Annotated in this window: 18 protein-coding genes and 1 pseudogene; 11 read left to right on the top strand and 8 right to left on the bottom strand. The window is 71.6% G+C overall.

The features are described 5' to 3' along the window. Nucleotides 1-29: 29 nt before the first annotated feature. Nucleotides 30-752 carry a TetR/AcrR family transcriptional regulator gene (locus SRB5_RS19235; RefSeq protein ID WP_153453634.1) on the top strand — a complete coding sequence of 241 codons (723 nt, stop codon included), beginning with the start codon at nt 30-32 and terminating at the stop codon, nt 750-752. Nucleotides 753-789: 37 nt separating this feature from the next. Beyond that, nucleotides 790-1020 carry a hypothetical protein gene (locus tag SRB5_RS19230; RefSeq protein ID WP_153453705.1) on the top strand — a complete coding sequence of 77 codons (231 nt, stop codon included), beginning with the start codon at nt 790-792 and terminating at the stop codon, nt 1018-1020. 3 nt (nt 1021-1023) lie between these two features. Here SRB5_RS19230 and SRB5_RS19225 read toward each other — a convergent pair whose 3' ends face one another. Next, on the bottom strand, nt 1024-1830 hold the full coding sequence (locus SRB5_RS19225; protein WP_194292960.1) for a SagB family peptide dehydrogenase: 807 nt from the start codon (nt 1828-1830) through the stop codon (nt 1024-1026). Nucleotides 1831-2076: 246 nt separating this feature from the next. On the opposite strand from SRB5_RS19225, the gene SRB5_RS19220 reads away from it, so the two are divergent. Further along, a complete protein-coding gene (locus SRB5_RS19220; RefSeq protein ID WP_153453631.1) occupies nt 2077-3210 on the top strand; it encodes an outer membrane protein assembly factor BamB family protein in 1134 nt (377 codons plus the stop codon). Between the two features lie 76 nt (nt 3211-3286). Next, a complete protein-coding gene (locus tag SRB5_RS19215) occupies nt 3287-3994 on the top strand; it encodes a coiled-coil domain-containing protein (protein ID WP_153453629.1) in 708 nt (235 codons plus the stop codon). Here SRB5_RS19215 and SRB5_RS19210 read toward each other — a convergent pair. Together SRB5_RS19210 and SRB5_RS37530 are read right to left on the bottom strand one after the other, a co-directional pair. Further along, nucleotides 3961-4383 (bottom strand): roadblock/LC7 domain-containing protein, encoded by a 423-nt coding sequence (locus tag SRB5_RS19210; protein WP_153453627.1) that lies wholly within the window; start codon nt 4381-4383, stop codon nt 3961-3963. The genes SRB5_RS19215 and SRB5_RS19210 overlap by 34 nt on opposite strands. A gap of 8 nt (nt 4384-4391) precedes the next feature. Continuing rightward, a complete protein-coding gene (locus tag SRB5_RS37530) occupies nt 4392-5891 on the bottom strand; it encodes a sensor histidine kinase (protein WP_323378146.1) in 1500 nt (499 codons plus the stop codon). 192 nt (nt 5892-6083) lie between these two features. Between SRB5_RS37530 and SRB5_RS19200 the strand changes: the two genes are divergently transcribed. Next, the gene (locus SRB5_RS19200) at nt 6084-6929 is read left to right on the top strand and encodes a protein phosphatase 2C domain-containing protein (RefSeq protein WP_153453624.1); all 846 of its coding nucleotides are present in this window, start codon (nt 6084-6086) and stop codon (nt 6927-6929) included. Nucleotides 6930-7273: 344 nt separating this feature from the next. Further along, nucleotides 7274-8101, top strand: coding sequence for a lysozyme (locus tag SRB5_RS19195; RefSeq protein WP_153453622.1), 828 nt, complete (start codon nt 7274-7276; stop codon nt 8099-8101). A gap of 96 nt (nt 8102-8197) precedes the next feature. Here SRB5_RS19195 and lon read toward each other — a convergent pair whose 3' ends face one another. Beyond that, nucleotides 8198-10609 carry an endopeptidase La gene (lon, locus tag SRB5_RS19190; RefSeq protein ID WP_153453620.1) on the bottom strand — a complete coding sequence of 804 codons (2412 nt, stop codon included), beginning with the start codon at nt 10607-10609 and terminating at the stop codon, nt 8198-8200. Nucleotides 10610-10812: 203 nt separating this feature from the next. On the opposite strand from lon, the gene SRB5_RS19185 reads away from it, so the two are divergent. Together SRB5_RS19185 and SRB5_RS19180 are read left to right on the top strand one after the other, a co-directional pair. Next, nucleotides 10813-11310 (top strand): hypothetical protein, encoded by a 498-nt coding sequence (locus tag SRB5_RS19185; protein ID WP_153453618.1) that lies wholly within the window; start codon nt 10813-10815, stop codon nt 11308-11310. A gap of 39 nt (nt 11311-11349) precedes the next feature. Beyond that, nucleotides 11350-12033, top strand: a complete 684-nt coding sequence (locus tag SRB5_RS19180; protein WP_153453616.1) for a spermidine synthase family protein — start codon at nt 11350-11352, stop codon at nt 12031-12033. Here the strand turns inward: SRB5_RS19180 and SRB5_RS19175 are convergent. Together SRB5_RS19175 and SRB5_RS37150 are read right to left on the bottom strand one after the other, a co-directional pair. Beyond that, entirely contained in the window at nt 12019-12618 is a 600-nt protein-coding gene (locus SRB5_RS19175; RefSeq protein ID WP_153453614.1) for a hypothetical protein, read from the bottom strand. The two genes, SRB5_RS19180 and SRB5_RS19175, sit on opposite strands and share 15 nt — an antisense overlap. Nucleotides 12619-13001: 383 nt before the next feature. After that, nucleotides 13002-13391 (bottom strand): annotated as a pseudogene (locus SRB5_RS37150) (RNA polymerase sigma factor); the annotation flags it as partial. A 139-nt stretch (nt 13392-13530) separates the two neighbouring features. Here SRB5_RS37150 and SRB5_RS19165 point away from each other — a divergent pair. From SRB5_RS19165 to SRB5_RS19155, 3 genes are all read left to right on the top strand, one after another. Then, a complete protein-coding gene (locus SRB5_RS19165; RefSeq protein ID WP_153453612.1) occupies nt 13531-14262 on the top strand; it encodes a response regulator transcription factor in 732 nt (243 codons plus the stop codon). Between the two features lie 21 nt (nt 14263-14283). Then, nucleotides 14284-15384, top strand: coding sequence for a sensor histidine kinase (locus tag SRB5_RS19160; protein WP_153453610.1), 1101 nt, complete (start codon nt 14284-14286; stop codon nt 15382-15384). 283 nt (nt 15385-15667) lie between these two features. Then, complete coding sequence (locus SRB5_RS19155; RefSeq protein ID WP_407703941.1) at nt 15668-19438, top strand: multifunctional oxoglutarate decarboxylase/oxoglutarate dehydrogenase thiamine pyrophosphate-binding subunit/dihydrolipoyllysine-residue succinyltransferase subunit; 3771 nt, start codon at nt 15668-15670, stop codon at nt 19436-19438. A gap of 89 nt (nt 19439-19527) precedes the next feature. Here SRB5_RS19155 and fxsT (SRB5_RS19150) read toward each other — a convergent pair whose 3' ends face one another. Both fxsT (SRB5_RS19150) and fxsT (SRB5_RS19145) read right to left on the bottom strand, forming a co-directional pair. Continuing rightward, the gene (gene fxsT / locus SRB5_RS19150) at nt 19528-22512 is read right to left on the bottom strand and encodes an FxSxx-COOH system tetratricopeptide repeat protein (RefSeq protein ID WP_153453606.1); all 2985 of its coding nucleotides are present in this window, start codon (nt 22510-22512) and stop codon (nt 19528-19530) included. 87 nt (nt 22513-22599) lie between these two features. Further along, the gene (fxsT, locus tag SRB5_RS19145; RefSeq protein WP_153453604.1) at nt 22600-25572 is read right to left on the bottom strand and encodes an FxSxx-COOH system tetratricopeptide repeat protein; all 2973 of its coding nucleotides are present in this window, start codon (nt 25570-25572) and stop codon (nt 22600-22602) included. Nucleotides 25573-25590: the final 18 nt, after the last annotated feature.

Here is a 25590-nt window from a genome sequence, read left to right as displayed (position 1 = left end):
GTGCTTGGTCCGGACGTTAGGCTTCCCGTATGAGCCAGGTCGCCTACCGAAGGCTGAGTGTGGAGCAGCGGCGCCGCCAGCTGCTGGAGGCCGCGCTCGGTCTCTTCGCCCACCGCGCGCCCGAAGAGGTGTCGCTGGACGATGTGGCCGCGTCCGTACAGGTGTCGCGGCCGCTGGTCTACCGCTACTTCCCCGGCGGCAAGCAGCAGCTGTACGAGGCCGCGCTGCGCAGCGCCGCCGACCAGCTCGAGAAGAGCTTCGTCCAGGTGCGGACGGGACCGCTGTCGCAGCGGCTGGCCCGGGCGCTGGACAGCTATCTGGAGTTCGTCGCCGAACACGACGCCGGCTTCAAGGCGCTGCTGCAGGGCGGCAGCGTCGTGGAGACCACCCGGACCACGGCCATCGTGGACGAGGTACGCCGGGCCGCCGCCGAGCAGATCCTGCTGCACCTCGAGGTGCCCGAACCGGGCCTGACGCTGCGGATGATGCTCCGCACCTGGATCACCGCGGTCGAGGGCGCCTCGCTGATATGGGTCGACGAGGGCAAGCAGCCGCCGCTGCCCGAGCTGCGGGACTGGCTCGTGGACCAGTTCGTGGTGCTCCTCGCCGCCACCGCGAGCCGCGACGAGCAGTGCGCGGAGATCGCCCGGCGCTCCCTGGCCACCGAGTCCGCGGACGGCCCGGTGGGCGATCTCGCCCGGCGCGTCCTGCCCGTGATGACCCAGGCGTCGCATCTGCTCGGGCAAGACTGACCCCGTGAGCGAGGAAGTCCTCTTCAGGGGCGGTCCGATGGACGGCCGGACGCTGCGGGTGCTGACCGGGCTGACCGGCCATCCGCCCAAGTGGTACGAGATCCCCGTGCCCGACGCGGACGGCGGGCCGCCGACCGTGCACGCCTATCTGCGTGAGGCGGCGGGGCACACCAGGCGGATGCGGCTGATCGCCGGCTGGGTGTACGTGTACGTCCCTGAGGGCCGGGACCGCTCGTCGCGGTGGCCGTGGGCGCGGCGGCGGGGCTGAGCCTCACCGGCGCGGACGGCCCAGGGCGAAGCAGCCCACCTCCGGCTCCGTGTAGGGGTCGAGGTCGAGCCAGCGCGCGTTCTGCCTGCCTCGGCCGACACCCACCGCGCACGGCGCCAGGCCGAGGGCGGTCGCGACCAGGTAGAGCGTCTGGTAGAGGCAGCCGAGGTTCTGGTACATCAGGGTCAGGCCGAGGCGGCCGTACTTCCAGGTGAGACGCTGCAGTACGGCTGTGACCAGGAGGATCGCCGCCGGTGGGGTGGAGGTCTCGGCCTTGTCGAGGGCCCGGCGCACGTAGGCGTACAGCTCGTCCTGCTGGGGGCCCGACGGGGCGACCTCCGTCAGCCGGTGCGTGACGGTGTCGTAGTGGTACGCGCCGGGGAGTACGCCGGTCACCCGGCCGGCCACCACGTAGACCTCCAGTTCGGCGCGGGCGCCGGCGGAGGGGTACGGGTGGAAGGCGTGGTCGCCCAGGGTGGCGTCGTGGAGGGTGCCGGTGGTTCGCGCGGCGTGGTGCAGGAGGGTGGACAGGTCGGTGAGCGGGAGGGGGGCCGGGCTGTAGGCGCGGCGGCTGCGGCGGGTGGCGAGGATGTCGCCGAGAGCGGTGGCGGGGAGCGGGGCCGGGGCGGGCAGTTGTACGTGGCGGCCGTTGCCGGGGGCGGTGCGGGCGGCCGGTGGGGGGCCGTCGCGGTGGGCGGGGGCGCCCAGCTCGCGCTGGAGGTAGAGGTCGAGGTCGGTGGGGTGCCAGGCGCGGGGGGCGCGGCGGATCTCCTCCTCGTCCGCGGGCGGTCCGTCCGGTGTGGGCGTCATCTCTTCCTCCGGCTGGCCAGTGTGGCGCGCCGGTACGGCGTTGGCCAGCCTCCGGGGACGGCTTGGCGGAGACCGGGTTCGCCGTACGGGACTGGAGGGCGGGCTTCCGCCGTAGCATCGCCACATGACCATGACGTGCCCGTTGATCGCACTGCCGTTCACCCGGGTTCACCTCGCGGTGCCCGCGGGGTCACCCCGGCCGGCCCGCCCGTCCGGCCGGGGGTCCGGGCGCGGCACCCGCGGGTCATGCCTGTGACATCCGTGCGGCGCCGGGTGCTGCTGCTGGGCGGGGCCGCGCTGGCCGGGGGCGGGGCCGCCGGCGCCTGGTGGCTGATCGCCGGGCGGGACGGGCGGCCCCCCGAGGCGTGGCACGCCGAGCCCATCAAGGCGTACGAACCCGGCCCGCCCCACCCCCTCTGGCGCCTGACGGGAGTGGCCGCCGACGACGCCCCGCCCCCCGTGCCGCTGGCCCGGCGCGTGGCGTTCGCGGCCCGCGACGGGGGCATCGCCACCCGCACCGTGGTGGCCGGTGAGCCCGGCTGGGGCTTCCCCGAGGCCGACGCGCGGCGGGGGATGCTGGCGGCAGCCGGGCTGTTGGTGGCCGCCGACGCGGCGGGCGCGGTGCACGCCCTCGACCCGCGCGACGGCGAACCGCACTGGACGTCCTACGGCGCCGCCGCGCAGCGGCTGCTGACCGCGGACCAGTTCACGCTGTACGTGCTCACCGGGAACGGGGAGCTGCGCGCCGTCAGCCTGCGCACCGGGACGGTGCTGTGGACGCGGCCCTGTCCCGTACACCCGGACCCGGCCCGGCCGCCGCAGGCCACCTCCGCGGCGGGACGGCTCGTCGTGGACGACGCCACCGGGCACGTGGCCACGCTGGACGCGGAGACGGGCGCGGTGCTGTGGCAGCTGCGGGACCTGGGCGACGGGCCGCTCACCCCGGCGATCGGGGAACTCGCCGTGTATCTGGGCGGGCCGGACCTGCTGTCCCTGGGCCTGCCCGACGGCAGGGAGCGCTGGCGCGAGCGGGGCCGGCCGGCGTGGGGCGAGCCCGCGTACCACGACGGCCGCGTCTACGCCCACGACGGCACCCAGCTCCTCTCCCTCGCCGCCTCCGACGGCCGCCGCGCGGCGACGCCCGTACTGGCCGACGAGACCCGCCCGGTGGCCCCCGCCGCCCCCGTGCTCCAGCACCGCACGGCGTGCGTGGGCCTGGGGCCCGACGGCTCGCAGGGGCTCGCGCTGTGCGACCTGCAGCGGGGCACGGCGGCGATCATGCCGACGCCCGGGAGCACCGCGCCGTGGCTGGTGGCGGGGGCGGGGAACCGGGTGTTCGCCCAGTCGGCGGGGACGCTGCTGGCGCTGCCGGTGGTGTGAGGGACCATCCGCCGATCTGATGATCGGCCCGCGTGCTGCCGCCGCGGCGCGCGACCGCCGTGCGACGCTCCCCGGTATGCGTCCGCTGCTCGCCCTGTGCGCCGCCCTGCTCACCCTCCCCGCCGCCGCCCCCGACCCCCAGGAGCCGCCCGCCGGGGTGCTCGGCCGGTTCCAGCAGGTGTACGAACGCGGACAGACCGCCGAGCGGCAGTACGCCGCGCTCTCCGCGGAGCTGGCCGTCCAGCAGCGGCGGACCGCGGCGGCCGACCGGGCGCTGGCCCGGGCCCGCGGCGAACTGGCCGACGGACGGCGGCGGGCGGCGGTGCTGGCGCGCGAACAGTACCGGTCGGGCGGCGGGTTCAGCCCCTATCTGCGGGTCCTGCTGGCCCGCGACCCCGAGGACGCCCTCGAGCGGAGCGCGGCGCTGGTGCGCGTGTCGGAGCACCAGGCGCTGATCCTGCGCGAGCTGTTCCTCGCCGAACGGCGGGTGGACCGCCGGGCGTCACAGGCGCGGACGGCGCTGGAAAAGAAGCGGGGGACGGCGGAGCGCCGCCGGGACCGGGCACGGCAGGTGAAGCGGGAGCTGGCGGCGGCGGAGGAGCTGCTGGCCGAACTGGCCCCCGCGGACGTGGCGGCGGCGGAGGACGCGCTCAACGGTGACGGTGAGCCGCCGGCAGCGGAAGCCCCGGACGACGGCAAGCCCCCGGCGGAGGAAACCCCGGGCGGCAAGGCGCCGGCGGACGACGCCCCTCAGACCCCCGCCGACAGCGACGCCCGGAGCTGACCGCGCAGCTGCGGCGTCAGCACATGGCCGACGCGGCCGACGAACAGGGCCATGTGATAGCAGACCACGCTCATGTCCGCCTCCGGCGCGGTGAGCACGCCGAGCAGCGCGCCGTCGCCGATCGTCATCACCAGCAGACAGCCCTGGTCCATGGCCACCATCGTCTGCCGGACGGCACCGCCGTCCATCAGCTCCGCCGCGCCGAGCGTGAGGCTCGCCAGACCCGAGACGACGGTGGCCAGTTCGGTGTTCGCGTCGGCCGCCGGGTCGGTGGACAGCAGCGGCAGCCCGTCCGAGGAGACGACGACGACCGAGCGCACGCCGGGCGCCTCGACGGCCAGGCTGTCCAGCAGCCAGCGGAGGTTGTGGATCTCTGTCGCGGTGGTCATCTGTCCCCTCACGTCCTGTCGGTCCCGCGCTGTGGCAGCGCTCGCTGTTCCGGTACGCCCCGGTCCGGGACGCCCCGCTCCCGTACCCCCTGCTGGGGTACGCCCCGCCGCAGCGCGCCGCCCTCGGCCGCGGCCGCGCGCCAGCCCTCCCGGGACCCCTGCTGCAGGCCCGCCAGCCGGCGGCGCACCTCGGCGGCGTCCACCGGGGCGTTGGGCGAGACCGGATGGGCCGGCGCCCGGTGCGGTATCCCCTGCGCGGCCGACGGGGTGCGCCGGGGCAGGCCGCCGGGGGTGACGGGCTGGGGGCGTACGGGCTGCGCGGGGGGCGCCGCCGCGCGGGCGTGCTCCACCGGCTCGTGCACCATCGACCGGGGCGCCGCGGCGGGGTCCACGGGGGCGACGGGATCGGGCGCGGTGACGACCAGGCGGGCCGGGACGCGGACCTCCGCCGTGAGGCCGGCGCCGTTCCCGTACAGCCGGACCCGGACGCCGTGCCGGCCGGCCAGCCGCGCCACCACGTACAGCCCGAGGCCGCGCTCCTCGCCCGGCGGGGGGCCCGGCTCGATCTCGCCGAGCCGCTCGTTGAACTCCGCGAGCCGCGCGGCCGGGGTGATGCCGATGCCCTCGTCCCGGACGGTGAGGGTCAGCTCGCCGGTGTCCAGCAGCCGGCCGCCGAGCTCCACCGTGCCGGCCGGCGGGGAGCAGGCCGTGGCGTTCTCCAGCAGCTCGGCGAGGAGATGGCTGGCGTCGCCGGACGCGAAGCCGTTCAGCCGCACCTCGGGGAGGCCGGGGCGGATGACGACGCGGTGGTACGCCTCGATCTCGCTGACGGCGCCGCGCAGGACGTCGATCAGCGCGACGTGCCGGCGCTGGGCGCCGCGCTGGTCGGCGCCGGCGAGCACCAGCAGATTCTCGCTGTGGCGGCGCATGCAGGCGGCGAGGTGGTCGAGCTTGAAGAGGGTGTCGAGGGCGTCCGGGTCCTGCTCGTTCTCCTCGAGGGCGTCGATGAAGCTGAGCTGGCGCTCGACCAGGCCGAGGGTGCGCCGGGAGAGTCCGACGAACGTGCCGTGCACGCTGTCCTGCAGGGCGGCGATGCGCTGGGTGAGCGCGGCGCGTTCACGCAGCAGGGTGTCCCGCTCGACGGTGTGCGCCTCGCGGACGTCGGCCAGCTCGGTGCGGGTCTCGGCGAGCCGGGCGGTCAGCGCCTCGGCGGCCTGGGCGGACTGCCGGCCGTCCGCGCGCCAGGCGTACGCCGTGACGCCGACGGCGAGCAGCAGGCAGAGGAGCAGCAGGCCGCCCTGCAGCTGGAGTCCGCCCAGGGCCTCCGCGCGCGCCGCCGGACCGGCGCCGGTGTCCGTCGCCCGGTACGAGGCGGCGATCCCGGGCGCGGCCGCCACCGCGACCGCGGCGCCCACCACCCCCAGGGCGGCGCGCAGCCTCACCGGCGCGCGGCGGCGTACGCGCCGTGCGGCGGCCCGTCCGGTGTGTGCCATCTCGTCCGTGTGCACCCGAGCTCCTATCCCCGGGGGGAGTCCCCCGTGGCCCGGTCACCGACGATCGCAGGGGCCGTGGAGGCGGTTGGTGCATATGCGCAAGGCTCACCCGATCGAGTGTGATGCGTGATATGCGTGCCATACCGAGGGCCTGTCGGATTCCCCCGGGCGGGTGACGCCGGTCGGCGCTCGGGCAGACTGGGGATCATGCGTATCGACCTGGTCAGTGAGGCGGGCGAACCCGGCAGGCCCAACGAGGACTTCGCGGCGGCGGCGGTGCCGGCGGGCGGGCGCGGCGGCGTGGTCGTCGTGCTGGACGGGGTGACGCCGCCGCGGGACGGGCTGACGGGATGTGTGCACGACGTGCCGTGGTTCTGCGCCCGGCTCGGGGGCGCGGTCCTCGAGGCGCTGGCCCGGCGGGACGGCTCGCCGCGGGAGGCGCTGGCGGAGGGCGTCGCGCGGACCGCCGCGGCGCACGGGCCGGGGTGCGATCTGACGCATGTGCGGACGCCGCAGGCGACGGTGGCGCTGGCCCGGTGGGACGACGAGCGGGTGGAGTATCTGGTGCTGTCCGACGCGGCGTTGCTGGTCGCGGGGGCGGACGGGGGTGTGACGGCGCTGCTCGACCGGCGGCTGAACGAACTGCCCGAGGGCGTGCGGGCCCTGCGGGCGGCGGTGCGGGCGCTGCCCGAGGGGTCGCCGGAACGGGCCGCGGCGCGGCGGGAGTACGTGGGGGCGGTCGAGGCCCTGCGCAACGCCGAGGGCGGGTTCTTCACCGCCGCCGCCGATCCCGCCGTCGCCGCGCGGGCCGTCGCCGGCGCGCTGCCGCGGGCGGAGGTGACGGCGCTCGCCGCGCTGACCGACGGGGCGACGCGGTACGCCGAGGTGCTGCGCCTCGGTGACTGGGCGAGCCTTCTGGCCGCGCTCGGCAAGGAGGGCGGGGAAGCCGTCGTACGGCGGATCCGGGCCGCGGAGTCCGCCGATCCGGACGGGGTCGCCCATCCGCGGGGGAAGCGGCACGACGATGCCACGGCGGTGTTCGTGGAGTGGTGAGTGGGCCGTACGGGACAGGTGGTCCTCAGGTGGTCCACACCATTCCTGCCGCACGGTTGCGTTTTTCACTGGCTCCGGGCCAAGGCACGTCAGCACGGGTTTCCCGCCTTCAAAGCGTGAAAGTTTTCTTCAGCGACCCGCCTAAACCGCAGCTCCGGCAGGGGTCTACTGGCGTAGACCAACGGCACCCCCCGGACCCCCTTCCGCAGGGGCGCCCCCTCCGCCTACCGTCAGTGCGGCACCAGTAATGGCATGGTCATGTAGATCTACCGATCGACCGGTCGGCTCCCCCCAGCCGTACCGCCGGCCGGCCCCCGAGGCCCCACTCCCCGGAGGTATCCCGCATGTCCCACTCCATCGGATCGCGCGTCCCGCACAGACCCCTCGCCGCCGTGATCGGCACGGTGCTCACCGCCCTGGGCATGCTCACCGCCCTGGTCGTCCCGGCGCAGGCCGCCGACGGACCGGAGCGCGGCGAGGCGTACATGGGTATGACCGTCGAGAAGTACGAACCGGGCACGGGTGAGGCCCCCAACTCCACCCAGGCCACCGTCGAGGGCGTCGACGTCAGCAGCCACCAGGGGAACGTCGCCTGGTCCACGCTGTGGAACAGCGGAGTCCGCTGGGCCTACGTCAAGGCCACCGAGGGCAACTACTACCAGAACACGTACTTCACGCAGCAGTACAACGGCTCGTACAACGTCGGCATGATCCGCGGCTCGTACCACTTCGCGACGCCGGACGTGTCCTCGGGCACCAACCAGGCCAACTACTTCGTCGACCACGGCGGCGGCTGGTCCCGCGACGGCAAGACCCTGCCGGGCGCGCTCGACATCGAGTACAACCCGTACGGCGCGACCTGCTACGGCAAGTCGCAGAGCGGGATGGTCACCTGGATCCGCGACTTCCTCAACACCTACAAGTCGCGCACCGGCCGCTACGCGGTGATCTACTCGACCACCGACTGGTGGACCACCTGCACCGGCAACTACGGCGGCTTCGCGACCAACCACCCGCTGTGGATCGCCCGTTACGCCTCCTCGCCCGGCACCCTGCCGGCCGGCTGGCCCTTCTACACCATGTGGCAGTACACCTCGACCGGTCCGACCGTCGGCGACCACAACAAGTTCAACGGCGCCTACGACCGCGTCCAGGCCCTGGCCAACGGCTGACGCCTTCCCCTCCTCCCCGCGTCAGCCGTTCGAAACGCCGCCGGCCTTCCCGGAGCTGCTCCTCCAGGAAGGCCGGCGGAACCATGCCGGGGGCCGTTACGCGGCGACCGGCACCTCGGCCGTCGCCGGCGTCAGGGCCAGCTCCAGCACCTTGCGGACATCGCTCACCGTGTGCACCTCGAGCTCCTTCAGGACCTCCGCGGGCAGATCGTCCAGGTCGGGCTCGTTGCGCTTGGAGATGATCACCGTCCGGACACCGGCCCGGTGCGCCGCGAGCAGCTTCTGCTTGATGCCGCCCACCGGCAGCACCCGCCCGGTCAGCGAGACCTCACCGGTCATCGCCAGGTCCGCCCGCACCTGCCGGCCGCTGAGCAGCGACGCCAGGGCGGTCGTCATGGTGATGCCCGCGCTCGGCCCGTCCTTCGGGACGGCGCCCGCCGGTACGTGCAGGTGGATGCCGCGGTCCTTCAGATCACCGACGGGCAGCTCCAGTTCGGCGCCGTGCGAGCGCAGGAAGGAGAGCGCGATGTGCGCGGACTCCTTCATCACGTCGCCCAGCTGGCCCGTGAGGGTCAGCCCGGAGGCACCGGACTCGGGGTCGGCCAGCGACGCCTCGATGTAGAGCACGTCACCGCCCGCGCCGGTCACCGCCAGCCCCGTGGCCACACCCGGGACCGCCGTCCGCCGCTCCTCCGGCTCCTGCAGCGCCTCCGGGGTGAAGTGCGGCCGCCCGATGAGCGGGCGCAGCTGCTCCACGCCCACCGTGTACGGGAGCTCGGCATCCCCCAGCTCGTGCTGCGCCGCGATCTTCCGCAGCAGCCGGGCGACCGCCCGCTCCAGGGTCCGCACACCCGCCTCCCGGGTGTACTCGCCCGCCAGCTTGCGCAGCGCCTCGTCCTCCAGCACGACCTCGCCGTCCGCCAGACCCGCGCGCTCCAGCTGCCGGGGCAGCAGGTGGTCGCGGGCGATGACGACCTTCTCGTCCTCGGTGTAGCCGTCGAGCCGGACGAGCTCCATCCGGTCCAGCAGCGCCTCCGGGATGGCCTCCAGCACGTTGGCGGTGGCCAGGAAGACGACGTCGGAGAGGTCGAGTTCGACCTCGAGGTAGTGGTCGCGGAACGTGTGGTTCTGCGCCGGGTCCAGGACCTCCAGCAGGGCCGCGGCGGGGTCGCCGCGGAAGTCGGAGCCGACCTTGTCGATCTCGTCGAGGAGGACGACGGGGTTCATCGACCCGGCCTCCTTGATCGCCCGGACGATACGGCCCGGCAGCGCGCCGACGTACGTCCGCCGGTGCCCGCGGATCTCCGCCTCGTCCCGCACGCCGCCGAGGGCGACGCGAACGAACTTCCGCCCCATGGCCTTGGCCACGGACTCGCCCAGGGACGTCTTGCCGACGCCGGGAGGCCCGACGAGGGCCAGCACGGCACCGCCCCGGCGTCCGCCGACGAGGCCCAGCCCGCGGTCGGCGCGGCGCTTGCGCACGGCCAGATACTCCGTGATGCGTTCCTTCACGTCGTCCAGCCCGGCGTGGTCGGCGTCCAGCACCGCCCGCGCGGCCCTGATGTCGTACGCGTCCTCCGTCCGCTCGCTCCAGGGGAGCTCGAGGACGGTGTCGAGCCAGGTGCGGATCCAGCCGCCCTCGGGGGACTGGTCGGACGAGCGCTCCAGCTTGTCGACCTCCTTGAGGGCCGCCTCGCGGACCTTCTCCGGGAGGTCGGCGGCCTCGACGCGGGCCCGGTAGTCGTCGCTCTCCTCGCCCTCGGGCTCGCCGTTCAGCTCGCGCAGCTCCTTGCGTACGGCCTCGAGCTGGCGGCGCAGCAGGAACTCGCGCTGCTGCTTGTCGACGCCCTCCTGGACGTCCTTGGCGATGGACTCGGCGACGTCCTGCTCCGCCACGTGCTCCTTCAGCCAGGCGGTCGCCTGCTTGAGCCGGGCCACCGGGTCGGTGGTCTCCAGCAGCTCGACGCGCTGCTCGGTGCTGAGGAACGGCGAGTAGCCGGAGTTGTCGGCCAGCTGGCCGGGGTCGTCGATCTGCTGCACGCGGTCGATGACCTGCCAGGCGCCGCGCTTGCGCAGCCACTCGGCGGCGACCGCCTTGTACTCCTTCATCAGCTCCGTCACGGAGCCGGGCAGCGGCTCGGGCGCGCTGTCGTCGACGTCCGTGCCCTCCACCCACAGGGCCGCGCCGGGCCCCGTCGTACCGGCGCCGATCCTGATCCGGCTGATGCCCCGGATGAGGGCGCCGGGGTCACCGTCCGCCAGCCGTCCCACCTGTTCGATCCGCCCGAGGACGCCGATCCCGGCGTACGAGCCGACGACCCGGGGGACCAGGAGCACCTTCGGCTTCCGTCCCGTCTGCCGGGCGACGGCCTGCGCGGCCTCGACGGCGGCCCGCACCTCGGAGTCGGTGAGGTCCAGCGGCACGACCATGCCGGGGAGCACGACCTCGTCGTCGAGCGGGAGGACGGGCAGCGTGTGCGGTGTGATCGGCATGGACTCAGTAGTCATGATCTCCCCTTCGGCATGCAAGTTGAGTTACATCGACTCAATGCGCGGGGGGGTCGGGGATGTTCCCGGCCCCGGGGTTGTTCGCTGTGAGCGATCAGCGGGACCTCCGCACCGGCTGCCGCTCGGAGAACCGCCGGGGCCGGTACGGCCATTCCCCGGTCTGTGGGGTGACCTGCGCGGGCCTGCCTTGATATGACTGCTCCATGACACGACGGGGTGTGGTTCGTACCGGAATCGGGCTGGTCATGCTGCCCGCGCTGCTCGTGACGGGATGCGGGTCGGACGAGCCGGACGGACCTCGTACGAAACCGTCGGCGCCCGCGTCCGCGTCCGCCGAATCCTCCCCCGACGTCGAGCAGCCCACCGCGCCCGGCGCGGAGCTGGTCGTCCTGCACGAGCGGGGCGGCATCGACGGCAGGGACGACACCCTCACCGTGCGGGTCGACGGCCGCTACACGGTGCGGACGAGGCGCGGGACCGAGGAGGGCCGGCTGCCGGAAGCGAAGGCGAAGCGGCTGCGGGACGCTCTCGCCGCCGTGCGGTTCAACCGGATCGACGCCACCGACCAGGGCACCCCTCAGTCCGGCCCGGACTCCCTCAACACCCTCCTCGAGTACCAGGACCGCACGGTCGTCCTCGGCGAGGGCTGGGACATCCCCGGTATGCGGGAGGTCCTGGACGCACTGCCGCCGCGACGGTGAGCCGATGAGCCCGCCGGCCGGGAATTATGCTCGACCGCCATGGACCAACCCGTCACCCTCGACCACCGTGAAGGCCCCTTCGGCGAGGTCACCCTGCGCCGGCGCGGGGACGACTTCGAGATCATCGCCAACGGCTGCTTCCTGATGGACACCTCCGACGGCCGCTCCGAGCGGCTGCTGGTGCGGTCCGCGCTGGACGCCCTCGGGGAGCGGCCGGCGCCGGCCGTGCTCATCGGCGGGCTCGGGGTCGGGTTCTCCCTGGCCGAGGCCGCGGCGGAGACCCGGTGGGGGCGGATCGCCGTGGTCGAGCGGGAGCGGGCGGTGATCGACTGGCATGTGGACGGGCCGCTCGCCGCGATCTCGGGGGCGGCGCAGGCGGATGCCCGTACGGAGATCGTCGAGGCCGATCTGGTGGCGTACGTCCGGGAGGCGGACGTGTCGTACGACGCCCTGTGCCTGGACATCGACAACGGCCCCGACTGGACCGTGACCGACGACAACGCCTCCCTCTACTCCCCCGGCGGCCTCGCCGCCTGCCTGTCCCGCCTCACCCCCGGCGGCGTGCTGGCGGTGTGGTCGGCGCAGCCCTCCCCCGCGTTCGAGGAGGCGCTGCGCACGGCGGGGTTCACGGACGTGGTGACCGAGGAGATCCCGGTACGGCGGGGGGTGCCGGACGTCGTGCACCTGGCCCGGCGCCCGGCCCGACCCTCACGCCCTGCCTGACCCGGCCCGCGGCCCCCACCGCACACCCGCCGCCACACCCGCCGCGAGGAGCCCGAGCGCCGCACCCCACGCCCCGCCCTCGGCCCCCGGCTGCACGGGCCACGCCCACACGGACACCGCCCCGCCGTGCACGCGGGGCGCCGCCAGATACGCCGTGCCGGTGCAGGCGAGGGGCAGCACCCACGCGAGCCGTGCGCCGAACGCCACGGCGGAGAGCGCGGCGAGGCCGGCGGTGCCGAGGACGTTGCGGACCATGGCCTGGGCGCCGAAGTGGGCGGCGTCGGAGGTGACGGTGGCGCCGAGGGCGAGGGCGTACAGGGCGGTGACGAGGAGCAGTTGTACGCCGCGCAGCGCCGCGAGGGGGCGGGGCGCCGTCCGTTCGAGCTCGGCGGAGTGGGTGAAGAGGCTCGCGGCGGCGGCCGATCCGGCGAGCAGCGGCGCGAGGGCGACGACGGGGACGCGGGCGGTGGTGCCGAAGCGGGGGGAGTCGACGAGCCAGTCGGCGCAGCGCCAGGTGAGGAGGGTGAGGGCGATCAGGACGAGGAGGGCGGCGGGGAGGGCGCGGGAGCGGAGGTAGAGCCTCATCGGAGCTCCGCCCCTCTGTCGCACGCCAGGTACCGGGTCAGGAACGCGGCGCGCTCCGGCGGGGGCATGGCCTCGATACGGGCGAGGGCGGCGCGTACCTCCTTCGTCTGCCGGTCCTCCGGTCCGAGGTAGACGTCCCGCATGAAGGGGAGCATCCACACTTCGACGGCGGTCTCGGTGACCGTACCCCTCCCGCACGTGCTCCCGTCCAGCCCCGACCAGGCGTTGAGGAGGAAGAAGTCCCGGTCGGTGATCTCGTTCCGCCGGCTGTACATCGCCGCGTCCGGCACGGCCGACCCCCCTTCCCGCCCGCCTTCGGTGATCCGCTCGGGCAGCCCCCCGACCCCCGCCAGCCGCTCCCGCAGCACGTCCGGCTCCAGCCCGCCCGCCAGCACGTGCTCCTCCGCGGACGGTGCGGACGCGGCGGACGGCACCGGCGCACCGGCCGCCGCAAGGCCCCGCGCCGCCCGGGCCGCCGACCGCTGGGCGTCGACCAGCCGCCGCGCGGCGATCGTCCACAGCCAGCCGCCCGCGGACCCCCCGCCGGTGTCGGCGAAGGCGGCGGCCGTCCGCCACACCGTCAGGAACGTGTCCTGCGTCACCTCACCGGCCAGCTCGCCGTCCCCGCACCGGCGCCCCAGCCGCACCAGCAGCCACCCGGCGTGCCGGTCGTACAGCGCGGCCAGCGCGTCGGTGTCGCCGCGCGCCACGGCACGCAGCAGCACCGCGTCGGGGGGCGGGGACTCGGAGGGCACGGCCCGGAACACTCTCACGCACCCTTATCGACCGCACCGGCCCGCCCGGTTCACGCGGGGGTGCCGGGGGCGCCCGTAGCCCGGAGCGGATCCCCCCGCATACCCTGCAGAGCAGCACGACGGACCGACGGGGAGCGACGAAAGCCGGGGGCACGACATGGCACAGGTACAGCCGCGGCCGGGGAACCCACCCTCCCCCAGCGCGCGGCGCATTCTCGTGGTCGAGGACGATCCGACCATCGGCGACGCCATAGCCGCCCGGCTGAAGGCGGAGGGGTTCGCGGTACGGACCGCCGGGGACGGGCCGTCCGCCGTCGCCGCCGCGGAGGAGTGGGGGCCCGATCTGCTCGTCCTGGACGTGATGCTGCCCGGGTACGACGGGCTGGAGGTGTGCCGCCGGGTGCAGGCGCGGCGCCCGGTGCCGGTGCTGATGCTGACGGCGCGCGACGACGAGACGGACATGCTGGTGGGCCTCGGCGTGGGCGCCGACGACTACATGACGAAGCCCTTCTCCATGCGGGAGCTGGCCGCCCGGACGCACGTCCTGCTGCGCCGGGTGGAGCGCGCGTCCGCCTCCGCCGCGCACCGGGACCGGGCGGTGCTGCGGCTCGGCGAGCTGGAGATCGATCACTCCCAGCGGCGGGTCCGGGTCGCGGGGGCGGACGTGCATCTGACGCCGACGGAGTTCGACCTGCTGGTGTGTCTGGCGTGCCGGCCGCGGGCCGTGCTCTCCCGCGAGCAGCTGCTGGTGGAGGTCTGGGACTGGGCGGACGCCTCCGGCACCCGTACCGTCGACAGCCACATCAAGGCCCTGCGCCGGAAGATCGGCGCCGAGCGGATCCGTACCGTGCACGGCGTCGGCTACGCGCTGGAGCCGGAAGCCGCGTAACCGAAGCAGCAGCGAGGCACCATGAACCCCGCACCCACCGCCCCCCGCGGCCGCCCCCTGGCGCGGCTGTGGGCGGCGCTGCGTCCCGTCGACCCGTTCCGCTCCGTCAACGCCGCCCTGAGCGGCCTGGTCATCCTCTCGGTGATCATCGCGACGCTGCTGGTGTACGTGTCGATCGTGTCGTCCACCGAGCTGCGCGTCGCGACGATCTTCTCCCTGGTCGCCTCGCTGCTCCTCACCCAGTTCGTCGCCCAGCGCCTGACCGCCCCGCTCGGCGAGATGACCGAGGTGACGCGGGCGATGGCGCACGGCGACTACAGCCGCCGGCTGGCCGCGGGCCGCCGCGACGAGTACGGCGAACTGGCCACCAGCTTCAACCGGATGGCCGCCGACCTCGAGGCCGTGGACCGCCACCGCAAGGAGCTCGTGGCGAACGTCTCGCACGAGCTGCGCACCCCCATCGCCGCCCTGCGGGCCGTGCTGGAGAACGTGGTGGACGGGGTCTCCGAGGCCGATCCGGACACCATGCGCACCGCGCTGAAGCAGACCGAGCGCCTGGGCCGGCTGGTGGAGCAGCTGCTGGACCTGTCCCGGCTGGACAGCGGCGCCGTCCCGCTGCGGGCCCGGCGCTTCGAGGTCTGGCCGTATCTGTCCGGGGTTCTGCGCGAAGCGAACATGACCGCGCGCGGCGGCCCCGCCCGCGGCGACGTCAGCCTCCGGCTGGACGTCCAGCCGCCCACCCTGGTGGCGCACGCCGACACCGAGCGGCTGCACCAGGTGGTGGCGAACCTCATCGACAACGCCGTCAAGCACAGCCCCCCGCAGGGCCGCGTCACGGTCCGCGCCCGCTCCGGCGAGGGTCCCGAGTCCCTCGTCCTCGAGGTGCTCGACGAGGGCCCCGGCATCCCCGAGTCCCAGCGGCACCGGGTCTTCGAGCGCTTCACCCGGGGCGCCACCGAGCAGACGCGGTCCGGCCCGGGCCACGACGGAGGTACGGGGCTGGGGCTGGCGATCGCGCGCTGGGCGGTGGATCTGCACGGCGGACGGATCGGCGTGGCCGAATCCCCCCGCGGCTGCCGCATCCTCGTCACTCTTCCGGGCGTGGCAAAAACGATCATTTGACGTAGGGTGGCGCCGCGGCGGTGGCCCTCTGACCTGGTCGGGGCCGTCGACGAGCAAGGACGTGCGGCTCCCGTGGGGCTACGGGCCGAGCGGGCCCCTACTCTGCGTGGCCGGACGTAGGCAAACCTCATGTGTTTCCCGCCAATCTTCCCGCCCAAACCCGGTTTTCTTTGTGACTTCCGCGACTGGGACCGGGTGAGACCTGCAAGGAACCCTCCGGGGGGCGTAGCCTTGTTCTCCGCTGTCCATCACCTATGTGAAGCGGAAGAGGGCGGATACCGCCGTGTCGCCACAGTCCCCGAATAGCGTCTCGACCGAGGAACCCAGCCAGGGCCGGGACCCCGCCACCACGTTCGGCCCGAACGAGTGGCTCGTAGACGAGATCTATCAGCAGTACCTCCAGGACCCGAACTCGGTCGACCGTGCCTGGTGGGACTTCTTTGCGGACTACAAGCCGAACGCGGCGGCCCAGGCCGCCGCCGCAGCGGCTGACGCGTCCGCCGCCGCCCCGGCCCCCGCGCAGGCCGCCCCGGCCGCCGCTCCCGCGGCACCGGCGCCCGCCCCCGCCGCCGCTCCGGCGAAGCCCGCCCCCGCACCGGCCGCCGCACAGCCGAAGGCGCCCGCCGCGGCCCCCGCCGAGCGCCCCGCGCCGGCGGCGAAGGCCCCGGCCGCCGATCAGGCCGCCGGCCCCGAGACCGTCACGCTGCGCGGCCCGGCCGCCGCCGTGGTGAAGAACATGAACGCCTCGCTGGAGATGCCGACGGCCACGTCCGTCCGCGCCGTCCCGGTGAAGCTGCTGTTCGACAACCGCATCGTCATCAACAACCACCTCAAGCGCGCCCGGGGCGGGAAGGTCTCCTTCACCCACCTCATCGGCTACGCCATGGTGCAGGCGATGAAGCTGATGCCGTCGATGAACCACTCCTTCGCCGAGAAGGACGGCAAGCCCACCCTGGTCAAGCCCGAGCACGTCAACCTGGGCCTGGCCATCGACCTGGTGAAGCCGAACGGCGACCGCCAGCTCGTGGTGGCGGCGATCAAGAAGTCCGAGACCCTCGACTTCTTCGAGTTCTGGCAGGCCTACGAGGACATCGTCCGCAAGGCCCGCACCAACAAGCTCACGATGGACGACTTCACCGGGGTGACGTGCTCGCTCACCAACCCCGGCGGCATCGGCACCGTCCACTCCGTGCCCCGCCTGATGCCCGGCCAGTCCGTGATCATGGGCGTCGGCGCGATGGAGTACCCGGCGGAGTTCCAGGGCACCTCCCAGGACACCCTGAACAAGCTGGGCGTCTCCAAGGTCATGACGCTGACCTCGACGTACGACCACCGGGTCATCCAGGGCGCCGCCTCCGGCGAGTTCCTGCGGATCGTCGCGAACCTGCTGCTCGGCGAGAACGGCTTCTACGACGAGATCTTCCAGGCGCTGCGCATCCCCTACGAGCCGGTCCGCTGGCTCAAGGACATCGACGCGTCGCACGACGACGACGTCACCAAGGCGGCCCGCGTCTTCGAGCTGATCCACTCCTACCGGGTCCGCGGCCACGTCATGGCCGACACCGACCCGCTGGAGTACCGCCAGCGCAAGCACCCCGACCTCGACATCACCGAGCACGGGCTGACGCTGTGGGACCTGGAGCGCGACTTCGCCGTCGGCGGCTTCGCCGGCAAGTCCCTGATGAAGCTCCGCGACATCCTGGGCGTGCTGCGCGACTCGTACTGCCGCACCACGGGTGTGGAGTACATGCACATCCAGGACCCGAAGCAGCGCAAGTGGCTGCAGGAGCGCATCGAGCGCCCGCACAGCAAGCCCGAGCGCGAGGAGCAGCTGCGCATCCTGCGCCGGCTGAACGCCGCCGAGGCCTTCGAGACGTTCCTGCAGACGAAGTACGTCGGCCAGAAGCGCTTCTCGCTGGAGGGCGGCGAGTCCGTCATCCCGCTGCTCGACGCCGTGATCGACGCCGCCGCCGAGGCCCGCCTCGACGAGGCCGTCATCGGCATGGCCCACCGCGGCCGGCTGAACGTCCTGGCCAACATCGTCGGCAAGTCGTACGCGCAGATCTTCCGCGAGTTCGAGGGCAACCTCGACCCCCGGTCGATGCACGGCTCCGGCGACGTCAAGTACCACCTGGGCGCCGAGGGCACCTTCACCGGCCTGGACGGCGAGCAGATCAAGGTCTCGCTCACCGCCAACCCCTCGCACCTCGAGGCCGTCGACCCGATCGTCGAGGGCGTCGTCCGCGCCAAGCAGGACATCATCGGCAAGGGCGGCACGGACTTCACGGTCCTGCCGATCGCCCTGCACGGCGACGCGGCCTTCGCCGGCCAGGGCGTCGTGGCCGAGACGCTGAACATGTCGCAGCTGCGGGGCTACCGCACCGGCGGCACCGTGCACGTGGTCATCAACAACCAGGTGGGCTTCACCGCTCCCCCGGAGTCGGCCCGCTCCTCCATGTACGCCACCGACGTGGCCCGCATGATCGAGGCGCCGATCTTCCACGTGAACGGCGACGACCCGGAGGCCGTGGTGCGCGTCGCGCGCCTCGCGTTCGAGTTCCGCCAGGCGTTCAACAAGGACGTCGTCATCGACCTCATCTGCTACCGGCGCCGCGGACACAACGAGTCCGACAACCCGGAGTTCACCAACCCGCAGATGTACTCGCTGATCGACAAGAAGCGCTCGGTGCGCAAGCTCTACACCGAGTCCCTGATCGGCCGCGGCGACATCACCATGGAAGAGGCGGAGCAGGCGCTCCAGGACTTCCAGGGCCAGCTGGAGAAGGTCTTCACCGAGGTCCGCGACGTGTCCGCCGCGCCCGCCCCGGTGACCGCCCTGCCGGCGCTGCCGGAGTTCCCGGTCGCCGTGGGCACCGCGATCTCCCAGGAGGTCGTCAAGCGCATCGCCGAGTCCCAGGTCAACATCCCCGACTCCGTCACCGTGCACCGCCGGCTGCAGCCGCAGCTGCAGCGCCGGGCCGCGATGGTCGAGGACGGCACGATCGACTGGGGCATGGGCGAGACCCTCGCCATCGGCTCGCTGCTCCTCGAGGGCACCCCGGTCCGCCTCGCGGGCCAGGACTCCCGGCGCGGCACGTTCGGCCAGCGCCACGCGGTGCTCGTCGACCAGACCACGGGCGAGGACTACACCCCGCTCAACTACCTGGCCGAGGGCCAGGCCCGCTACAACGTCTACGACTCGCTGCTCTCCGAGTACGCGGCGATGGGCTTCGAGTACGGCTACTCGCTGGCCCGTCCCGAGTCGTTGGTGATGTGGGAGGCGCAGTTCGGCGACTTCGTCAACGGCGCGCAGACGGTGGTGGACGAGTTCATCTCCTCCGCCGAGCAGAAGTGGGGCCAGACCTCCGGCGTCACGCTGCTGCTGCCGCACGGCTACGAGGGCCAGGGCCCGGACCACTCCTCCGCCCGCATCGAGCGGTTCCTGCAGCTGTGCGCGCAGAACAACATGACGGTCGCGATGCCCTCGCTCCCGTCGAGCTACTTCCACCTCCTGCGCTGGCAGGTGCACAACCCGCACCACAAGCCGCTGATCGTCTTCACCCCGAAGTCGATGCTCCGGCTGAAGGCGGCGGCGTCCAAGGCGGAGGAGTTCACCACGGGCTCGTTCCAGCCGGTCATCGGTGACGCGTCGGTCGACCCGGCCGCCGTGCGCAAGGTCGTCTTCTGCTCCGGCAAGGTCTACTACGACCTCGACGCGGAGCGGACCAAGCGCGGCGTCACGGACACGGCGATCATCCGCCTCGAGCGCCTCTACCCGCTGCCGGGCGAGGAGATCCAGGCGAAGCTGGCGAAGTACTCGAACGCCGAGAAGTTCGTCTGGGCGCAGGAGGAGCCGGCCAACCAGGGCGGCTGGCCGTTCATCGCCCTGAACCTGATCGACCACCTCGACCTGCTCCTGGGCTCCCGCCCGGCCCCGTCCGGCGACCGCCTCCACCGGGTCTCCCGCCCGTCGTCGTCCTCCCCCGCGGTGGGCTCGGCGAAGCGGCACCAGGCGGAGCAGGCGGCGCTGGTGGCGGAGGTCTTCGACCTCTGAGCCGGGCCGCCGGGCGGTACGACGGCGTATGACGGGAGGGGCCCCGCGCGATTCGCATCGCGCGGGGCCCCTCCCGTTTTGCGGGCACGTCAGATGGGTTGGGGCTCGAAGTCCCAGTACGGCCTCATGCGAGAACGCATGTAAATGGTCTGATGGTGGTGCGGGCCATAACTCTCGGAGAGTTTCGAGAGCGCCAGCCTCTCCATTTCCTCCGCCTCGTCGGTCTGGCCCAACGAGTACAGGTCCTGAGCCAACCCTGCCCGCAGGTTGAGAGCCAGCACATGGCCCGCTCCCAACAACGTAATCGCCCGTTCCAGCGCCCTCCGTCCCTGTTCCACGGCGCCCTCCGCATCCCCGGCCGCTGCCATTGCCGAAGCACAGTTCATCGCACAGCCCACAAGCCAGACGTGATCACGCCCGATCACCTGTTCCAGCTCCTCCATCGACTGGGTGGCCAGCCGCAACGCGTCGTCCACCTGGCCATCGTCGAGCTGCATCAAGGCAAAGTTATTACGGGCTCCTACGGCATAGGGGTGCAACGTACCCAACTGCTCCGCATACAGTTCAGATGTCCTGCTCACCAATCGCCGAGCCATGCCTTGGTCCCCGAGAGCACGCAGCAACATCGCGTGGTCCAAGGTAACCATCAGCACTTCCGGATCCCGTGCCCCGCTACGCCTCGTCAGCCGCCTGCGTACAGAAGTCATCAGCTCATTCGCCTCGGCGAGTTCACCGTTCCGACGCAGGCACAAAGCGAGATTGTGTTCGGCCAGCAGGGTATCCCGGTGATCTCCGCCAAGGGCCTTACGGAGTTGCTGCGCGTTGTGCCGCTGCAGGCTGTGTGCCTCCTGCACCGCTCCGAGCATGCGTAACATACGGGCTGTATGGGTTCCGGACTGGAGTGTGCGCCGCTCCTGCAGCCCGAGAAGTCCCACACGAGCCTCGTATATCTCGCGGTGCAGGGCATGGGATTGGCGATAGTGGCCCTGCAGGCCGAGGGCCATAGCCAGATTGCTGCGAATCTGGAGGGTTCGTGGTACGTAGCGCTCACCCAGCCAGTCGGCGGCCTGCCGAGCTGCCTCCGCATAGAGTGTGTATGCCTCGTCGTACCGACCACGGGACATCAGTGTGCCGCCAAGCGCGTCCTTCGCGCGCAGCAACTCGATGCCACCGATTTCCGCGAGAGCAAGGCGCGCCAGAACATCCCGGCAGGACGACTCGGCCTCGACGTGGCGACCAAGGCTACGCAGCATGCGTATCTCCTGGTTGACCGCGACCAATACCGCCTTGTCGGTCTCTCCGCGTACTGCCCGCCAGCGCTCCAGCAACCGGCGGCTGAGTGCGAGCCCCTCCTGGTACTCGCCGCGGACCCTCAGATACTCGACACAGTTGAGAAGGAACTGGCGGGCATCGTCATCTTCCGCAACCAGAACATCTGAAGTCTCAAGGTGCGGAAGGAGCACGGCGTAGCGCGCCCAGTTGTGCGGGGAACCCGGCTCACCGGGATCCGCTGCAACCAGCACCCGGACGGTTGCCGCCGCCAGGCCCTGCGCAGCCGCCGAGCTGAGGCCACGACGCACGAACTGGTGGAAACTGCGGTGCATACGCAGCGAGACGATGCTGAGGACCGCGTCCTGACGCGGGTCATCGTCGTATTCCACCCTCAGGGAGGTAAGTTCGGCGATCGTTCGCAAAGCGGCATTCCAGTTGCCCGGATCCCGTGCGAGCTCCGCGATTCCCGGCGAAAGGTCACTGGTCCGAGCCGAACGCAACAGCCTGACGGGAAGCAGGTCCGGAGAGAAGAAGGTGAGTAGGGTCAGCAATTCGTGCACCTTCGGCCAGCGTGTGGCCAGCGAGCCGAGCGTGGTTTCCCAGACGGTCTCGCGTGCGATCTTGGCTTTGTCCGCCTGATCCGCATCGACTGTGACGGGCCCAAGACTTTCGTTCCCCAGGGCCGCCACATATTCAGAGATATCAGCGGTCGGATGCGCGTCAATCCAGGCGGCGCTCTGATCCATCAGCAGCGGAAGGTCATCAAGCCTGTCGGCGAGCTGTCCGGCCTGTTCCTCGGTCAGCCGTGGCGCACGTCGGCACGCGAAGGCGACGCTCTCCGCACGGTCGAACGAGGGCACCTCGCAGGGAGTGACGCCCTGCCGGATCCACGCCGATGACTGTGCGGTGATCAGTACCTGTCCCCGCCCCCGTGGCAGAAGTGGGGCAAGGCCCTCGACATCCTCGGCGCCGTCGAAGACGATCACCCAACGACCGTGCGGGTCCCGCGCCAACGCTCGGTGCACCGCTTCGATCTGTCCGGTCAGCTGGCCTTCAGTACCGAGACCCACCTTCTGCGCGAGGGCGGCGAAACCCTCTCGGGCGGCTGCCTTGGTCGGGGAGGGCACCCACCAGATCAGGTCGTATTCTCCGGCAAATCGCCGGACGTACTCTCCCGCAGTCTGACTCTTGCCGATTCCAGAGGGACCCTGCAGCACAACCCGGCTACCGCTCCCATCGTCACTGGTCAGCATGTCGTGCAGGGTGTCGAGCAGGTCTTCACGGCCGGTGAACCGCGGATTCGAACGCGGGGCGTTTGTCACATCCGGAGGGTCCTCGGGGAAGCGCGGCTCAAGGGCTGAGCTCGCATGGGGTATGCCCGATGTAATGCCTACCTGGGACAGAACGCGGCGCCGCGCCTCCTCCGGACCGACACCGCGCAGGGTCACGGCACCGAGGCTGACGGCTTCGTGCGGCAGCGGACGGGTGGTGACGGTGACAGCTCCAATGGTTTCCTTCAGCTGAGGCATCACCTGGTTCAGCACCCGGGCCCAGCCGGCAGTGCGCCCGGTATCGAATCGCAGATACCAGTCGTCCAGCACCAGTAGCACCCGCCCCGGTCTGTTGAAGAAGGCCGCAAATGCGGCTACTTCCGGCAGCCGGTCCAGTGGTGACCAACGAACCTCGGTGACGAGGCACCCCTCCTGGGCCAGCGCCCAGCTGATCCACTGAGTCCAGCCGTGGCTGATGCCGGCAAAGACAACAGAAACGGGGAGATGTTGCGCTGGATGCCCGACAACCATGAGCAGGCTCCTGGGGGGCGGAACGGATGCTGCGGCTCGCTTCTGATTGTGCATGAATTTTCCAGCCTTGGACGACGTCCACTGGGATCATATTGACTGCGGCTCAAAATCCCAGTAGGGCCGCACCCGCCGCAGCGCACTGCGAGTGTGCGAGTGCTCCGGGCCCAACACCTGGCGCAGTTGATCCAGCGCTCTGCGCTCAACCTTCGCGGCCTCCGCCACCCGCCCTGCGGCCCGCAGATCATCGGCTAGGGCCACCATCGCCGAGAGAGCCAATGGGTGCGTGGTCCCGAGGACCCGAGCAGCTCGCTCCTGGGTGTCCGCACTGAGCTGAAGGGCCTCCTCGGGGTATCCGTTGGTGCTGTAAGCCGCTGACAGGTTCAAGGCACAGCCGAGAGTCCACGGGTGTTCCTGACCAACCGCCCTGGTCATACCCTCAACTGCCACCACGGCATGCGCCAGCGCCGTCTCCCGCTGGCCGTCCTGGTTGAACGCCAGCCCCAGATTTCCGAGGGTGCCGATCGCATAGGGGTGGTCCGGGCCCAGGAGTTCTCCGTAGCGCTCTGCAACGGAACTTGCCGTCTCCAGAGCTACGTTCAGCTCCCCGTGCTCCCTCAGGTACGACGCATGGTCCGCCTCCATCACCAACGTCTCCGGGTGCTGCGGGCCGAACACCTGGCCCGCCCGCCGCGCGGCGCCCGCCAGCCTCATCCCGGCCTCGGCAATGTTGCCGGAGCGACGACGGGAGAGCCCCAGCTGATGTTCGGCCATGATGTACTGCGGATGTCGCTCGTCAGAGATCTGGCGCAGTGTCCGGAGGATCTGTTCCAGCCGCGAGGCGGCCTCGGAGTAATCGCCCATGATGCGGATCAGTCGGGCATACACGACACCTGACAGCAGGGTGAGGTAATGCCGGGAGCGCAGCCGGCGCTGGCGGATCTGGAGCACGTCCCGGTGGATGGCACGGGCAACGGCGTAGCGGCCGAGCAGCATGTGCGCCAGGCCGAGGTTGTGCCGGGCAGCCATAGTCTGCGGGGCCTCGGATCCGAACTGTCCGGCAAACCGCTCGGCAGCGTCCTTGAACAGGTCCCGGGCCTGAGTGAACTGCCCGAGGGCCAGCAACGTGCTTCCCAACCCGTCCTTCGCAAGCAGCAGGTGCGGATCATCGGCCCCTTGACCGGAGAGCTGGCCCACCACGGATCTGCCGAGTTGCTCGGCCTCGACATACCGACCGGTCTGACGCAGGATACTTCCGCGCTTGTGCTGCAGGCTGAGCAAGGCACTGTCGTATGGATCCAGGTCCTGCCAGTGTTCCAGCACCTTGCCGCACAGTCGCAGCGCAGTGCGGTACTCCCCTCGGACCCGCAGGTACTCGATGCAGTTGAGTACGGTTTCCTGCACGGCCGGCCGTGGAGAATCGAGAGCTCCGGCCGGCGCGAGATGCGGGATGAGTGAGGCGTAGCGCTCCCAGTCACGAGTGTCCGAGGGCCGTCGCGGATCGCCACTGACCAGTACCTGGCAAGCCGTCTGGGAGTGTGCCCGCCACTCGTCCGGCGCCAGTTCCGCGCGCAACAGCCGGTGGTACAAGCGGTGCATACGGACCTGCTCGACGGCCGGGTCCTCCGCCAGATCCTGCTGGTAGTCCAGCCGGACAGCGGTGTACTGGGACAGAACACGCAGAGCCAGATGCCAGGCCCGGGGGTCCTGGACCAACTTCGCGAGTTGCTGAGGCAGATCGCCGTGCCGTGCTTCAGTCAGCAAGCGTACGGGAATCTCGTTGGGCGCAAAGAATGCGAGCAGGTGCAGCAGACCAGCTGCATCCGGATAATCCGCACGCAGCGTGTTCAGCGTCACGGACCACGCGGTCGTGAAGCCCAGCGGATATTCCGTCTCAGGACGAATCTGCGCGGCTTGCAGGGCACCCTGGCGCACTTTGGCCACATACTCGGCAACCGGGGTGTCGTTGGCGTTGAGCCAAGCCGCGGTCTGCGCGAGCAACAGAGGGAGATCCTGGACTGCGTCAGCCAGCTCGTCGGCTTCCTCCTGGGTAACCCGCTCCGCGCGGCGGCGCACATAGGCAACGCTCTCCAGCCGGGTGAACCTGCCGACGTGGATGACACTGGTGTCGGCGCTGTCGCCCCATTCCCGTGTCGTGGACGTAAGCAGAATGTGACCATGCCGCTCGGGCAGCAGATCGGACAGCTGATCAACCTCGTCGGCGCCGTCGAAAATCAGCAACCAACGCCGGTACCGCTCACCCGAGTTCAACGCCTCATGTACCGCCCGGATGCGCTCGCCAATGCGCTCACCGACAAGCAACCCCAGCCGGGGTGCCAGCACAGCAAGGCGCTCACGGGCCACGGACCGGTGCGTCGCATCGATCCACCAAACGGCGTCGTAGTCGTTGCCGAAGCGATGTGCGTACTCGGTGGCGATCTGGCTCTTACCTGTGCCGGAGCTGCCGAACAGCACAACCCGGGTCGCGGTCCCGTCCCCCTGATTCCGGCTCGTCAGCAGTTCACGGAGTTCCTCCAGTTTATTGTCCCGCCCCGTGAACCGTCGATTTCGGCGAGGTATCTCCAGCACCTCCGGGGGCTCGTTGGGAAATCGGGGCGCGTCGGGGGGCGCCGGCCGCACTGTCTGGGCCGGTTCGATGGAGAGTCTACGCAGGAGCCGTCGGATGCTTTCCTGTTCGTCGAGGTCGTGGAGGTCGACGGGGTCGAGAAGAGATACCGCCGAAGGCACCGTCTGGGTGGCCAAACTGACGGCGGCGAAACGATCGGCGTGGAGAGGCACCACGGTTCGCAGGACGCGCTCCCAGTCACCGGTGGCGATGGGCCCCAGTCGGAAGTACCAATTGTCGAGCACCAACAGAATCCGACCTGCGGCATTGAGCAGAGCACCGAATTCGTCCTCGAATGCAACGTCTACCTGAGGGTCCCAGCGCCTCAACTCGGTCGTCAGTCCACGCGCCCGGAGCTGGTGCGAGATCCAGACCGCCCACGGGCGGTTGAAGCCCGCGTAGCTGATGGTGATGTGCTTGCTGCTCTCCACGTCCATACCACGGTCCCCTCAGCG

It is taken from the genome of Streptomyces smaragdinus (assembly GCF_009604385.1).
Lineage (GTDB): Bacteria > Actinomycetota > Actinomycetes > Streptomycetales > Streptomycetaceae > Streptomyces > Streptomyces smaragdinus.
This window is presented reverse-complemented; position numbering and strand designations above follow the sequence as displayed.